Annotated in this window: 8 protein-coding genes and 1 pseudogene; 3 read left to right on the top strand and 6 right to left on the bottom strand. The window is 63.1% G+C overall.

Going from position 1 to position 15,342, the window contains the following annotated elements; genetic code table 11:
* The 3 genes and pseudogenes from K3181_RS12865 to K3181_RS12855 all read right to left on the bottom strand — a co-directional run.
* Nucleotides 1-191 (bottom strand): annotated as a pseudogene (locus K3181_RS12865) (CDP-alcohol phosphatidyltransferase family protein); the annotation flags it as partial.
* A gap of 508 nt (nucleotides 192-699) precedes the next feature.
* On the bottom strand, nucleotides 700-1,539 hold the full coding sequence (locus K3181_RS12860) for a DUF5681 domain-containing protein (protein WP_221603480.1): 840 nt from the start codon (nucleotides 1,537-1,539) through the stop codon (nucleotides 700-702).
* Nucleotides 1,536-2,867: a site-specific DNA-methyltransferase gene (locus K3181_RS12855; RefSeq protein ID WP_221603479.1), complete on the bottom strand. Its 1,332-nt coding sequence runs from the start codon at nucleotides 2,865-2,867 to the stop codon at nucleotides 1,536-1,538. The genes K3181_RS12860 and K3181_RS12855 overlap by 4 nt, the downstream gene beginning before the upstream one ends.
* A 660-nt stretch (nucleotides 2,868-3,527) precedes the next feature.
* Between K3181_RS12855 and K3181_RS12850 the strand changes: the two genes are divergently transcribed.
* Nucleotides 3,528-5,537 (top strand): glycoside hydrolase family 97 protein, encoded by a 2,010-nt coding sequence (locus K3181_RS12850; RefSeq protein WP_247715102.1) that lies wholly within the window; start codon nucleotides 3,528-3,530, stop codon nucleotides 5,535-5,537.
* 91 nt (nucleotides 5,538-5,628) lie between these two features.
* On the opposite strand, the gene K3181_RS12845 is transcribed toward K3181_RS12850, so the two are convergent.
* Nucleotides 5,629-7,284: a sulfatase family protein gene (locus tag K3181_RS12845; protein ID WP_345725502.1), complete on the bottom strand. Its 1,656-nt coding sequence runs from the start codon at nucleotides 7,282-7,284 to the stop codon at nucleotides 5,629-5,631.
* Nucleotides 7,285-7,289: 5 nt separating this feature from the next.
* Nucleotides 7,290-9,620 carry a beta-glucosidase BglX gene (gene bglX / locus K3181_RS12840; protein WP_221603477.1) on the bottom strand — a complete coding sequence of 777 codons (2,331 nt, stop codon included), beginning with the start codon at nucleotides 9,618-9,620 and terminating at the stop codon, nucleotides 7,290-7,292.
* Nucleotides 9,621-9,866: 246 nt separating this feature from the next.
* Here bglX and K3181_RS12835 point away from each other — a divergent pair, with 246 nt between their 5' ends.
* Nucleotides 9,867-12,761: a TonB-dependent receptor gene (locus K3181_RS12835; protein WP_221603476.1), complete on the top strand. Its 2,895-nt coding sequence runs from the start codon at nucleotides 9,867-9,869 to the stop codon at nucleotides 12,759-12,761.
* A gap of 71 nt (nucleotides 12,762-12,832) precedes the next feature.
* Nucleotides 12,833-14,344 carry a glucoamylase family protein gene (locus K3181_RS12830; RefSeq protein ID WP_345725501.1) on the top strand — a complete coding sequence of 504 codons (1,512 nt, stop codon included), beginning with the start codon at nucleotides 12,833-12,835 and terminating at the stop codon, nucleotides 14,342-14,344.
* A gap of 160 nt (nucleotides 14,345-14,504) precedes the next feature.
* Here the strand turns inward: K3181_RS12830 and K3181_RS12825 are convergent, their stop codons facing one another.
* Nucleotides 14,505-15,227 (bottom strand): carboxylesterase family protein, encoded by a 723-nt coding sequence (locus K3181_RS12825; protein WP_247715148.1) that lies wholly within the window; start codon nucleotides 15,225-15,227, stop codon nucleotides 14,505-14,507.
* Nucleotides 15,228-15,342 lie beyond the last annotated feature (115 nt).

Genomic DNA, 15,342 nt, shown 5'->3' with positions numbered 1-15,342 from the left:
TCCAGATTGCTCAGAGTGTATCCCGAGAAGATCAAGAACGCCCCGAGCATTCCCAGGTAGGTGAGCATGTCGGGCGACACCCATTCGGGGAATTTGGAACAGATCCACGTCAGTAAGCGGCGTTCTTCACGCGCCAGGAAGTTCTCCTGGATCCGCTCGATCGGCTGAATGTCGAGTGGCTTGTCGCGCATGGCTACCTCACGATTAAGAACACTTGCCGACGGTGGACGGCGCGGGTCCCTTAGCAACCTGGCGATTGAAATGGCGACTGACTCACGCCTCCAGTAGGCCTCTGCTGACGGCGAGCATACTCCTCCATTGCATTTCAGGAACGCCAGCACGGGATAAAAGTTCTGTCGTAGCGCGGGATCGCAGCCGTGCCGGCTGATCTGCAGAGCCTGTCCCCTAGGCGCTAACGTGCAGATCGCCCGTTTAATTCAGGCTGCCATGGCGAAAATCTACAATTCATCTGCAGTCAATGAGTTAGTTATTGAGATAGCGACCCGAAGGGCGTGGTCTTGTACCTCGCTTTCGCCTTTGGCCTCACCTCATTGGTGGGGCCAATTTTCATTCGACAAAAGACAACCTCCACGTCAGCGGCGTGAGGGCGAACCGAATTACGCTACTTCGATGACGGCTTTTGGGTTGGGAGCGAGCAGCCTTCTATGTCTGGAATGAGGGCGCAAAGCTGACATTCCTTCATCCCTCGACATAGTCGTTCGACCACCGCTCATGGGGTGGCTTCTTCCGGTCTTCGGCGAATGCCTTGAACGTTTCACCGGGGCGTGAGGCATCGGGGTGATAGGACCGGTCCACGAGCTTCATCTTGTGACGCCCGCGCATGGCATCGTTGATGATGTCGAACATTCGCTGCTCGAAGTGCCATTCTTCAAGGTAGAAAGCCTTCTTCTCCTCGTTCTTAGACCGGCGGTACTTGGCAGCGAAGTGGCTCACGCATTCCTGCGCCTCCACCCTCCGCGCATGCGCCTTCTCGTAGTGGTCCTTCTGTTCCTTCGTTTGGGGACCTTCGATGCGCACCTCACCATTGCTCGTGTTTATCACGATGTCGTCGGGATGCGGAACGGGGTCGGGGACGGGAAGGCCAAGTTCCTTGGCACGGTCGATCTTCTCGGACCATTCGCGCTTGTAATCGATCGCTATGCCAAAGGCCTCGAACCGCTGGTCATGATCCCGCTGCTCAAGTGTAGTGATGAGCTCGGCCATTGTCTTCTGGGCAAACCGGTTGCCCTTCATCGCCGAGACGCCCATTGCGCGGAACACCGCCTGGATCGCGGGAAGCTCGATATGCCTATCACCTTCGCGGATGGTGACCGTTCGATAGGCTTCCTGACGCAGATACTCCTCCGCGGCCTTCATTCCGAAACCGTTTGCGACCTTCGGCTTGTTTGTCGCCCCCTTGGGCCTTCCTCGCGGGTTGCCCGACTGGCCCTTGCGGAACCGGTGCTCGACCGGAGGACGCCCGTATCCGACGCGGTAGGGTTCAGGAAGGTTCGACTGCTCCTTTTCCGTGCCGCTCACTCGGCTGCCTCCAGCTCGAACCCAATGCGGGTTTCGCCAAGTGCCTCGAACGTCTCACCGGTAACGGCGAGTCTGGCGCGCTTGCCGGTATAGGCTTCCCAGCGCCTGACGATGGTGTCGCAGTAGAGCGGGTCGTACTCGATAAGGCGCGCGCAGCGGCCGGTCTTTTCGGCTGCGATGAGCGTGCTACCCGAACCGCCGAAGGCATCGAGCACGATCTCGCCGCGCTTCGAGCAGTCGCGGATCGCGTCGGCAATGAGCGCGACCGGCTTGACAGTCGGGTGCATCGCCAGCTCGTCCGAGCGGCTGGCACCGATCGAGCTGATCCCGGCATAGTCCCACACATTGGTGCGGTAGCGACCGGTCTGGCCCAGTCCGAAGCTGTTGGTGTGCTCGGCCGTACCCTGCTTGAACACGAACACCAGCTCGTGCTTCGAACGGTAGAAGGCCCCCATCCCGCCGTTGGTCTTGTTCCACACGACGAGGTTCTTGAGCTCGGTAAAGGCCTCCTCGCCGGCAGCAAGCAGTTCGCCCATGTGGCACCAGTCCATGCAGACATAGGCGATCGACCCGTCGCGCATCACACCCGCGATGTTTGCGAGTGTCTCGGTAAGGAACCCAGTAAACTGGGCACGGCTCATCTCACCGGAGGCAAAGGCGAATTCGCGGTGCTTGACGGTCCCGAGCCCGCAGACATTCCCATCGATCTTCACGTTGTAGGGCGGATCGGTGAACACGAGGTCGGCCTTGGCACCGTCCATCAGGGCCTCGAAGTCGACACTGCTTCGCGCGTCACCGCAGAGCAGGCGATGGCGTCCCAGCAGCCACAGGTCGCCGCGCCGCGACACCGCGGGACCGGTCTCGATCTCGACCGCGTCGTCGGCCGCATCCCGGCCGTCCGGGTCCGCCTCACCGGCCTCATCGAGAGCGAAATCGACCTCGGCCAGGCTGAAGCCGGTCAGCTCGACATCGAACTCGAGATCGACCAGCGCCTGGAGCTCGATGGCGAGGATTTCCTTGTCCCAGCCGGAGTTGAGCGCGAGCTTGTTGTCGGCCAGTACATATGCCCGACGCTCGGTCTCGGAGAGATGCGACAGTGTGATCGTCGGCACTGTCTTCCATTTCAGCAGTTTCGCCGCCTCGACGCGGCCGTGACCTGCGATGATCTCGCCATCGTCCGAGATGAGCACCGGATTAGTAAACCCGAACCGCTCGATCGATGCTGCGATCTGTTTGACCTGCTTCTTCGAATGCGTGCGCGCGTTGCGCGAATAGGGCCGAAGCGAAGCGATGTCGCGCTCGACCAGCTGTTGGTATGGACCTGTCATGCAACCCCCCCCTGCGAACCCCACGCACGGGCCATCCCGCGCTATCGTGGAGATAGCGCAAAATGCGGAACAAGGCAAGATCAGAACCGGAACATACACCGCTCAAAATGCACGGTCAATCGCAGAATAGTTGGTGACAGGCACCAGGCATGGCATCCAGGCTGGTAGGGTGTGCTTGGTTCTCGCGGCAACGGCGAGCAGTAAAGTTGCAGTATTATCGCCTTTCCCAGATCCCCTGGCACTCCATTCCCTGTTCGATACAAGTTTGATCGCTGTTCGCGCGATGCGAATTCCCTGTTCCGCGGACAGGGAATTCGGTCTTGGAAATGGCGCAAATCCGCGGTTCTCAGGGGCTCTGGAAGAGCCGCGGAGTCCCCGAAAACAACCGCTTCCCTGTAAATTCCCTGTAAAACAGCGAAATCAGGGAGAGACTGGTTCGCAGCTGACTGCTTCCTCCGCCAGCTACCTCTCCTATCCGCGCAATGCGTGCTTGGCCTCGCCTCGCATGCCTCGCACTCGTGCGCGCTGGGTTCTCCCGAGAATCGTGTAACCGGTTGCATGTAGATCGACGATACCTCATGCCTGCCACGCAATATCGGCAAGGAGAGAACGGTGAGGGCAAGACAGTCAGGTGTAGCAGGTCGCGCCATGGTCCGGGCCATGCTGGCAATCCTTGCCTTTCTCGGCCCCTCCGCCCTTGCGGCGCAGGCGAGCGATGCCCAGCGCCAGTGCTCGCCTGACGGGCGGCTCTGCTTCGCGCTCGAGACGGTCGAGGGGGACGCCACCTACCGGATCGAGCTCGACGGCGCGGATGTTATCGCGCCCTCCCGTCTGGGCTTCATGCTGCGCGGCGCGGGCAAGTGGCAGCACGGGATGCAGCTGGGCGATGCGGTCACGCGCGGCCATGACGAAACCTGGCAACAGCCCTGGGGCGAACGCCGCCTCGTCGAAGATCGCTACAACGAAATCCGCGTGCCGATCATCGAGACGCGCAAGACCAAGCGCCGGATCGATCTGGTCGCGCGCGTCTTCGATGGCGGCGTGGGCTTCCGGTTCGAATTCCCCGAGCAGCCGCAGCTCGGTGATGTGATGGTGGACGAGGAGCTCACCGAATTCGCCATCGCCGGGCAGGCGGAGGCCTGGTGGATCCCCGGCGGCGAGTGGAATCGCTACGAATATCTCTATCGCCATACCCCCGCGAGCGAGGTCGGGACCGCGCATACCCCGATCACTTTCCGCCGCGCCGACGGGCTGCACATCGCCATCCACGAAGCGGCGCTTCAGGACTATTCGGGCTATTGGCTCGAACGGCTCGAAGGGGAGCGCTTCCGCACCCGGCTGGCACCGTCTTCGCAGCCCTGGAAGGTCCGCCGCACCGCCCCGTTCAACACGCCCTGGCGGACCGTCCTGATCGCCGAGGACGCGCCCGGCCTCTATGCCGCCGCCGACATCATCCTCGATCTCAACGAGCCCAATCGCCTCGGCGACGTGAGCTGGGTCAAGCCGCAGAAGTATGTCGGCATCTGGTGGGCGATGCATCTCGACAAGTGGAGCTGGAATGCCGGGCCCAAGCACGGCGCCACGACCGAGCATGCACTCGACTACATCGACTTCGCCGCGAAGCATGGCTTCGGCTCGGTCCTGGTCGAGGGCTGGAACGAGGGCTGGTGGAGCGAGAGCGGGCGCAATTTCAAATTCGCCACGCCCTATCCCGATTTCGATATCGAGCGGGTGACGGCCCATGCCCGCAAGAAGGGCGTCGCGATCATGGGGCATCACGAAACCGCGGGCAACGCGGGGCTCTACGAGCGCAGTCTCGAAGAGGCGCTGGCCTATTACGCCAAGCACGGCATCCACTCGGTCAAGACCGGATACGTCGCCGATGCGGGCGGGGTCCTTCGCGAGGACCCCGACGGTACCGAGCAATGGGAATGGCATGACGGCCAGTACATGGCGCGCCACCATGTCCTCGTCGCGAAGCGCGCTGCCAAACATCGGATTGCGGTCAATGCGCATGAGCCGATCAAGGACACGGGGATGCGCCGCACCTATCCCAACATGATGACGCGCGAGGGCGCGCGGGGTACCGAATACATGGCTTGGGGCGATCCGCCGAACCCGCCGAGCCATGAGCCGACCCTGCTCTTCACACGTATGCTCTCCGGGCCGCTCGATTACACGCCGGGCATCGTCAGTCTTGCAGGTCGCGACGGGCGGCTGCTCCCGAATACGCTTGCCCGCCAGCTGGCACTCTATTTAGTGCTCTACTCTCCCCTTCAGATGGCGGCCGACCTACCAGAGAACTACGGAAAGGCCCCCGACGCGCTCGCCTTCATCGAACAGGTGCCGGTCGATTGGGAGCAGACCAAGGTGCTCGCTGGGGAGATCGGCGAATATGCCGTCGTCGCCCGCCAGCGCCGCGGAGGAAGCGACTGGTGGCTCGGCGGCGTCACCGACGGCGAACGTCGCGAAGTGACCCTCGACCTGTCTTTCCTCCCCGCCGGCAAGCGATACACTGCCGAAATCTGGCGCGACGGGCCTGGTGGCGGCATCGAAGGCGACCGTTTCGCCATGGTGCGGGAGAAGCGCGCCGTCCGTGGAGGGGACGCGTTGACGCTCGCGATGGAGGCCGGTGGCGGCTTTGCCGTCTCCCTTCGCCCGGCGCGTTGACCATCTCGCCGATCGATCGAGGCCCCCTCGGGATCGGGGCGGCAGGCGTGTGTGAGAACGTAGCTCTACAACGGCCGGGACCACCGACATATCAATGAGCGTGATGGCCTAGTCCCGCCGCCACGTCGGCATCGCGCTGCCCCTTTGCGACGTCCGAGAGAGGATCGCCGACAGCCGGACCGTCGGTGTCGCGATATTGTTCGCGGAGCCGGATCAGCTTGCGTTTGAGGTCCGCGACGATCGGCTGGACAGCGGGGTCGTCGATCCGGTTGTGCATCTCGCCTCGATCGCTCTCGAGGTCGTAGAATTCCCACCCGTTGATATCGCCGTAAAAGCGCATCAGCTTGTAGCGGCCCGACTTCACGCCGTAATGCGCGCGCACCGAGTGGAACCCGGGGTACTCGTAGTAGTGGTAGTAGACGTCCTTGCGCCAGTCGGCCGGCGGGCGGCCTTCGACCACTTCGCGCATGGACCGTCCCTGGATGGTGTCGCGCGGAGCGAGCCCGGCGAAATCGAGGAAGGTCGGCGCGTAGTCGACGTTCTCGACCGGCACGCGCACATGGCTGCCGGGTGCGATATGGCCGGGATACTGCATCAGCAGCGGCGTCCGGAGCGATTCCTCGTACATGAAGCGCTTGTCGAACCAGCCGTGTTCGCCGAGGTAAAAGCCCTGGTCCGATGTGTAGACGACAATCGTGTTGTTCGCCTCCCCCGACGCCTCGAGCCAGTCGAGCACGCGGCCGACGCCCTCGTCGACGGCGGCGACGGTGCCGAGGTATTCGTCCATGTAGCGCTGGTACTTCCACAGCGCCATCTCGCGCCCTTCGAGGCCGGCGGCGTTCATCGCGTCATTGTCCGCCTGGTGGAGCGCGTCCCACTTCGCCCGCTGTTCGGGCGTCATGCGCTCGAAGGCGCCGGGCCAGCGATTGTAGCGCAGCTCGGTCGTGCCGACCCGCGTGGTCATCTTGAGATCGTGCCCTTCGTACATGTCGCGGTAGATGTTCATTTCCTGCGCCGCAGCGGCGGGGCGACCGTCGTAGTGGTCGAAGTAATTGGTCGGCACGGGAAACTCGGTGCCGAGATAACGCTGGATGTGGCGGATCGCGGGCATGAAATTGCGGTGCGGCGCCTTGTGATGGATGAGGATCGCGAAGGGCTTGTCCGGATCGCGATTCTTCAGCCAGTCGAGGCTGTAGTCGGTGACGAGATCGGTGGCGTAGCCTTCGACCCGTGTCTTTCCCTCGGGCGTGATGATGTCGGGATTGTAGTACTCGCCCTGGTCGTCGAGCACCTTCCAGTCGTCGATCCCGGCACCTTCGGGTGAATGGTTGAGGTGCCATTTGCCGAACATGGCGGTCTGGTATCCGGACTGCCCGAGCGCACGCACCCAGTTCCAGCTGGCATTGTCGAACTTCTGCCCGTTCTTGGTGAAGCCGTGCATGTGGCTGAACTGGCCGGTCAGCATCGTTGCCCGGCTTGGACCGCACAGCGAATTGGTGACGTAGCTGTTCTCGAACAGCGCGCCGTTGCGGGCGATCCGGTCGATGTTGGGCGTCGGCGCGAGCTTGCCGATCTCGGTGCCATAGGCCGAGATCGCGGCCTGCGCATGGTCGTCGGACATGATGAAGATGATGTTCGGCCGGCGTTCTTGCGGGGGTGCTGGCTCGGCCACGCGGTGCCCGGACGGCGCCGCCGCGCAGGCCGATAGCGACAGCGCGGCGACGATCGTGACGGTGAAGCGGAACACGGCCGCTACTCCGTCAGGGTGAAGCTGACCGGCGTGCTCGCTTGCGCGCCCGAGCTGGGGGCGATCCACAGCCGGAATTCGCCCGGCTCCCATCCGTGCGTCATGTCGGCGCGGGTGAAGGCGAGGTCTTCCGGATGCAGTTCGAAGGTCACGGTCCGGCTTTCGCCCGGCTGCAGCAGGATCTTCTCGAACCCCTTGAGCTGCTGCACCGGTCGGGTCACCGAACCGACCAGATCCTGCACATATAGCTGCACGACCTCTTCGCCGGCGCGCTTGCCCGTGTTGGTGACGGTGGCGCTGGCCGTGATCGATCCGCGCGGGCCCATGCTCGTGCTGCCGAGCGTCACCGGCGAATAGGCGAAGTCGGTATAGCTGAGGCCGTAGCCGAAGCGGTAGAGCGGGTCGTTGGGCGTGTTGAGATAGCGCGAGACGTATTTCGCCCCCGGCGCGCCAAGCTCGATCGGCCGCCCGGTGTGCTTCATGTCGTAGTGGATCGGGACCTGCCCCACGGTGCGCGGGAAGGTCACCGGAAGCTTGCCCGAGGGATTGTAGTCGCCGAACAGGACGTCGGCGACTGCATGGCCGCCCTGCGTGCCGGGATACCAGGCATGGAGGATGGCGGGCACATTCTTCGATGCCCATTCGACCGAATTGGGGCGCCCGCTGAGCAGCACGAGCACCACGGGCTTGCCGGTCGCGACGAGGCGCTCGAGCAGCGCCTCCTGGTTGCCCGGGAGATCGAGCGAAGTGCGGCTCGCAGCCTCACCGGTCATGTCCCATTTCTCGCCCATCACGGCGATGATGATGTCCGACTTGCCCGCCAGAGCGAGCGCTTCGGCAAATCCGTCGGTGCTCCCTGCTGCCGAGAAGTCGTAGGATGCGCCCTTGGCATAGGAAACGGTCGTGCCCGACTGCGCGCGTGCACGCAGGCCTTCGAGGATGGTCACCGGCCGGGTCTGGCGATCGCCGCCCGCGGCCCAGCTCCCGATCATGTCGGGCTTGCTGTCGCCGAGCGGACCGATCAGGGCGATCTTCTTCGCACCTGCGGCCAGCGGCAATACATCGCCTTCGTTGCGAAGCAGCACCATCGACCGGCGGGCCACGTCGCGCGCCGCCTCGAGGAATTCGGGCTTGTAGAGCGTCGCCTTCTCGCGCTCCGCATCGGCATAGCGGTACGGGTCTTCGAACAGGCCGAGACGGTATTTCGCCTCGACAATGCGGCGCACCGCGCGATCGATCGTCGCCGTGTCGACGCGGCCTTCGGCCACCGACTTGGCGAGGTTCTCCATGTAGACGGCGCCTTGCATGTCCATGTCCACGCCGGCGTTGATCGCCTGCTCGCCGGCCTGAGCCAGATTCTTGGCATAGCCGTGCGGCACCATCTCGTTGATCGAGGTATAGTCGGTGACGACGAAGCCGTCGAAGCCCCATTTGTCGCGCAATACATCGGTCAGCAGGTATTTGTTGCCGCTGGCCGGAACCCCGTCATATTCGTTGAAGCTGGTCATGAAGCTGGCCACGCCCGCGTCCACCGCCGCCTCGAACGGGGGCAGGTAAACGTCGCGCAGGGTGCGCTCCGAAATGTCGACGGTGTGATAGTCGCGCCCCGCCTGCGCGGCGCCGTAGGCGGCGAAATGCTTGGCGGTGGCGAGGACGGTGTCGGTCGCCCGCAGGTCGTCGCCCTGATAGCCGTGAACGCGCGCGGCGGCGATCTTCTGGCCGAGATAGACGTCTTCCCCGGCGCCTTCGGAAATGCGTCCCCAGCGCGCGTCGCGCGCGATGTCGACCATGGGCGAGAAGGTCCAGTGGATCCCTTCCGCCGACGCTTCCTGCGCCGAGACGCGGGCCGACTTCTCGATTGCCTGCATGTCCCAGCTGGCGGCTTCGCCGAGCGAGATCGGGAAGATCGTACGGTGGCCGTGGATGACATCGTATCCGAACAGCAGCGGGATGCCGAGGCGGGTTTCCTCCACCGCGACGCGCTGCAGTTCGGTGGTGTATTTCGCTGTATAGGCGTTGAAGATCGCGCCCACGCGGCCCGACTTGATGTCCTGCTTGTACGTATCGCGCATCGTCGGACCGGTCGATTCCCAATCGCTGGTGAGCAGCGTGAGCTGACCGATCTTCTCGTCGAGCGTCATGCGCGCCATGAGGTCGTCGATGAAGGCGTCCATCTTGGCATCGGGCCGGGCCCATGCGGGCGTGGCGCGTTCTTCGGCGACCGCCGTGACATCGGTCGATGGCGCCGGGGCCTGCGCCACCGGCGGAATCGTGGGGGCGCAAGCTCCGACCAGAACTGGAATTGCCACCGTCAGAATTGCTCGAGCCTTGCGCATGCATGCCTCCCCATCGCGATAGTATCGATCGATCCAATTCTTGTCGTGCTCGGGCTGCCCGAGCCGGGATCGTGCAACAAGGCTATACAGGGCGAATGAAACCGGTTACAAGAGTATTCGCAAATAAAGATGGTCAAGCCCCTGAAAGAGGGTGCGGGCCCGGAAAAACGCCCAAGAATCGGGTCTGTTTGGGGAGGAGTGGAAATGTTCTTTTCGCGTAAGAATCGTATGTCCGTGGCGGGTCGGATGGCCTCGGCGCTCGTGCTCGGCTGTGCGACCGGCGCGCTGGCGGTCGGCCTGGCCGCTCCCGCCCATGCCCAGGATACGAGCGGGTCGTTACGCGGGACGATCACCGGGGCGGACGAATCCAGCACCGTAACAGCCATTGAGGTCGGTACCGGAACGAGCCGCACCGTACCGGTTGGTCCGGGCGGCAGCTACTTTTTCGCATCGTTGCGTCCAGGCACCTACCGGCTTGAAGTGACGACGGTCGACGGCACCCGTCGGACCGACCAGTTCGACGTGCGCGTCGCTCAGGATGCAGTGTTCGATTTCGACCTTGCCGAGGGCCAGGCCGCCGATGCTGACACCGCCGCGGTTGGCGAGAATGTGATCATCGTGACCGGCGGCCGTGTCCGATCCGCACAGGGCGGGGAGGTAAGCGCCAGCGTTTCGCAGGAGCAGATCAAGTCGCTTCCCCAGACCGATCGCAATTTCCTCTCTTTCGCAGCCCTTTCGCCCGGCGTGGTCTATCTCGACAGCGAGACCGACAAGGGCATCCAGTCGGGTGCTGCCACGCGCAGCCAGGTCAATGTTTTCGTTGATGGCGTGAGCCTGAAGAACAAGCTGCGCGAAGGCGGCATCGCCGGCCAGCAGAACAGTCGCGGGAACCCGTTCGGGCAGCTGGCCGTGCAGGAATTCCGCGTCCTCACGCAAAACTACAAGGCCGAATACGAGGAGGCCGGGTCCGCCATCGTCACCGCGGTGACCAAGTCGGGCACCAATGAATTCCACGGCGAGGCGTTCGGTCAGTATACCGACCGCAGTCTCACAGAGATCGACGCCATCAACGAACGGAACAACCTTCCCGAGCCGCCATTCAAGCGCAAGCAGTATGGCGTTTCGCTCGGTGGCCCGATCGTCAAGGATAGGCTGTTCTTCTTCGCTGCCTATGAAGGCAATGATCAGGATCGCGCCTTCAACGTCATCGCGGGCGGCTCCCCCGAGCTTAGGTCCCAGTTCGAAGCGAGTTCGGGCCGTTCCATCGACGAATTCGAAGGCGCTTTCGTCAGCCCGTTTCGCGGAGACTTCTATTTTGGCAAGCTGACGCTGACGCCAGACGATCGTCAGGTATTCGATCTGTCGTTCAGTCGCCGCGAGGAAACCGATATCCAGAACTTTGGCGGCCAAACATCCTTCGAAGCTGCCGAAAACAAGAAGAATCGCGTCGATTCCGCCTTGTTCAAGTGGACCTATAACGGCGACGATTTCGTGAACGAATTCAGCACGAGCATGATCGACTACGTGTTCAATCCGACGTCGATCAACCCCGATCTTCCCCAGTTTCAGTACATCGGCGTGCTGACCTTCGGCGGCAAGGATTCCACCCGTCGTGAGGAGCAGCAGAGCTATACGATCCGGGACGACTTCACCTATTCCGCGTTGGACGATCATACGATCAAGATCGGCGCGCGCGTCGAGGTGCTCGATATCGAATTCGACAATCGCGCCTTCGTCCAGCCGCGCTATACCTTCTTCGTCGACGAAGCGAACAACCTCGATTTCAGCTTCCCGGGAGAAGCGCGTCTGGGCCTCGGGAACTCGCTGATTACCGCGTCCAATACGTCGTTTGGCGTGTATATTCAGGACGACTGGCAAGTCACCGACCGGCTCGAACTCAATCTCGGCGTTCGGTGGGACTACGAGACCAACGGGTTCAACAACGACTACGTCACGCCGGCCTCGGCAGCGGCGGCCTTGCGAGCACTCCCATCGACCTTCTACTTCGATCCGGAGGACTACATCACCGATGGAACCGAGCGCGACCCCTTCACGGGCGCCATCGCCCCGCGCATCGGATTTTCCTACGATCTCACCGGCGACCGGACGTGGGTGATCTTCGGTGGAGCGGGGCGCTATTACGACCGCAACACCTTCAGCAACACGGTCGACGAGATTGCCCGTCAGCGCAATCCGGTCGGCGTCTTCCGCTTCTCGGAAGACGGCTCCCCTCGCAACGGCCTGCCGACGGTCGCCTGGGACCCGAGCTACCTGACGCGCGAAGGCCTTATCACGCTGCGTGAGACGTCGACATCCGGCCTTCCCGAACTCTTTGCCGTGCCGGAAAATGCCAAGCCGCCGGTGAATGACCAGTTCAGCCTAGGTGTCCGTCATCGTTTCGGCGACTGGGAAGCTTCGGTGACCGCTTCCTATCAGCGTGGACGCAACGGTTATACCCATCTCTTCGCCACCCGCCGGGACGAAGGACTCGGGAACTGTTGTGACACCTCCCCGGTGGTGCCCTTCGGCTATGCCAACGTGCTGATCGGTTACGACGGGCTCGATACGCGCTACAAGGCGCTCTATTTCACGCTCGACAAGAACTACACTCCGCGATCCGGCTGGGGCCTGAACATTGCCTACACGCTTTCGAAGGGCGAGCAGAACGGAAACGATCTCTTCAGCCTCGATGGCACCGTTCCCGATTCCTATGGCTGGCGTCCTCGTCCGGGCGACGAGCGTCACCGCGTGGTGCTTTCAGGCTTGGTCGACCTGCCGTGGGGTTTCCGTTTCTCGACGCTGAGCACGTTCGGCAGCGGCCGCGCCTACCAGGTGACCGATGCGACCAATGGTTTCGATAACGGGCAATTGCGGATCACCTCCGCCTATCCCGAAAAGACCTGTGTCGATGGCATCTTCCAGTTCTGCGAAGTGAACCTCACTCTCGCCAAGTTCATCAATTTCGGTGAAGATCGAGAGATCGAACTTGCCGTCGATCTGCTCAATGCCTTCGACAACACCAACTATTCGGGTTTCGACGGGTTCTTCAACGCCACGGATCCTCTGGATCCGGCCATCGAAGGGAACAGCATCCTGACGCTTCCTCGCCGTATTCAGTTCCGCGCGGCAGTGCGCTTCTGATATCCTCGGGCATCCTTGCCCTTTGGGTCGCGCTCGGCAGGGGACGCCCTGCCGAGCAATAAGTTAAAAATGTGACGAGCCGATATCCGATGAAGACCTCGAACATCCTCGCGCCGTTGGGTCTCGGGCTGGCGGCCTCGGGCTGCATGCCTCAAGCTCTCGAAAATGGAGCGGAACCTCGTTTCAACGTTGCAAGCGCTTCGGCGCAGGAAGTGTTTTCCGAAGATCTGACGCGGCGCACCTTCCGCTACTTCTGGGACACGACCGATACCGAGCGATGCCTTGCGCCCGACCGCTGGCCGTCGCGAACTTTCTCGTCGATCGCGGCGACGGGCTTTGCCCTCACGGCTTACGGCATCGGTGCCGAACGCGGCTATGTCTCGCGCGAGGAGGCGGCCGAGCGTACCCGCGATTGCCTGTCCTTCTACTGGAACGCCCCGCAAGGCCCCGCCGAAAGCGGCGTGACGGGGTACAAGGGCTTCTTCTACCACTTCCTGAAATATGAGGATGGCACCCGCTTCAAGACGGTAGAACTCTCTACCGTCGATACCACGCTGTTCCTCGGCGGAGCGCTGTTCGCGCAGAGCTATTTCGATCGCGCAGATCCGGTCGAGGCAGAGATCCGCGATCTGGCGGAAAAGATCTACCGGCGTGTCGAGTGGGATTGGGCCCAGCGCAACACCACCGGCACGCAGGCCATCAACCTCGAGAATTCGCACGGCATCGCAATGGGCTGGAAGCCCGAGGATGGCTGGGAGAAGTCCGACTGGATCGGGTACAACGAAGGCATGCTGGTCTATGTCCTCGCCGCCGCGTCACCGACGCATCCGGTGGGCAAGGATGCCTGGGACAAGGGCTGGGCGGCCCAGCTCGAGAACGACTGGGGGACCTACTACGGCTACGAACACCTCCAGTTCGAGCCGCTGTTCGGCCACCAGTACAGCCATGTCTGGATCGACTTCCGCGGAATCCAGGACGATTTCATGCGCGGGAAGGGGATCGACTATTTCGAGAACAGCCGCCGCGCGACGCTGAGCCAGCGCGCCTATGGCGCGGACAATCCGAACGACTGGAAGGACTACAGCGGCGAAATCTGGGGCTGGACGGCCTCGGATGGTCCGCAGGATTCGAAGGGCGAATATTCGGTCAACGGCCAGCCGCGGACCTTCTTCACCTATACGGCGCGCGGCGTCAGCGCGATCCGAGTGCGCGACGACGGGACCATCGTTCCCACCGCCGCCGGCGGATCGATTCCTTTCGCGCCGCACGCCACCATCACCGCGCTGATGGCGATGAAGGAACGCTATGGCGGGCGCATTTACGGGCAGTACGGATTCAAGGACGCGATCAACCCCAGCTTCACCTTCGTCGAGGCGGGCTCACGTAGCGGCGAGACCGATCCCGAAATGGGCTGGGTGGCCAGTGATCATCTCGGCATCGACCAAGGCCCGATCCTCGCGATGATGGAAAATCACCGCAGCGGCATCGTATGGGAGACCATGCGCAAGAACCCGCACATCCGTCGCGGCCTCGAGAAGCTCGGGTTCACCGGCGGCTGGCTTGAAAACGAGGCGTCCGAATAGCTTCTATTGCCGGCGAGGTTCCATTCGACCTCATCGCGCAATTGCTCACCGCCCGCAAACTTCGCGGCGGCTACCGCCCGGTTCACCCCCTGCTCCAAAGTCACATCCTCGATAGTGCAGACCGCGTCGACGCAGAGGGCGGTGCATCGCGCGCATCCGGCTATTCACGGCCATCGTCGCGGCGGTGCGCCAGCAGCCAGAGGTACAGCGCCGGGTCGGCATAGGCCGGGTCCCAGGCGTTGTGACCCAGGTCGGGATAGATCGTCAGCCGGCTGATCCGGCCGCCGCAGGCGCGGATCGCGCGCACCATGGCAAAGCTTCCCTCGGGCGGCACCACGTCGTCGCGATCGCCGTGGAAGGCCCAGACGGGCAGGTCCTTGAGCGCGCAGGCCGTGGCCGGATCGCCGCGTCCCGCCACCGACGCGATGGCTGCGAAGCGCTCCGGCTCGGCGGCGGCCCAGCGCCATGTCGCGTGGCCTCCGCGGCTGAGTCCGGTCAGGTAGATCCGGTCGGGGTCGACCGGCAGTGTCCTGACGGCATGGTCGAGGATGCGGTTCAGCTTGGTCAGGTCCCAGTCCTCTTCGGCGGGAAGGAGCGGGGAGATCAGGATGAAGGGGAAATCGGGATCGGTTTCGGCGTGCTTGGGCGGGCCGTGCACTTTCACCTTGTCGATGTCGCCGCCGCGCTCGCCCGAGCCGTGGAGGAAGATCATCAGTGGCCAGCCTTGCGCATCGCTCCTGGCCCCGCGGGGCACGAACAGCTGGTAGCGATAGCCGTCCGCATCGAGCGCCGCCTGCGGGTGCTGCCCGGCCGCTGGGGCCGGGGCCATTTCGAGTGCCTGGCCATGCGCGCAGGCAGGCAGCGCCAGCGCTGCACAGATCATCACCAACCATCGGGAAAAGTGCCGGTACATCGCTACGTCCCTTGTTCTGCCGCCGTAAAAGAAAACGGTTACATTTTGTCTGGCATGATTGCGCGGGAAAGGAAACCGGCCAGCC

It is taken from the genome of Qipengyuania mesophila (assembly GCF_019711655.1).
GTDB classification, from domain to species: Bacteria; Pseudomonadota; Alphaproteobacteria; order Sphingomonadales; family Sphingomonadaceae; genus Qipengyuania; species Qipengyuania mesophila.
This window is presented reverse-complemented; position numbering and strand designations above follow the sequence as displayed.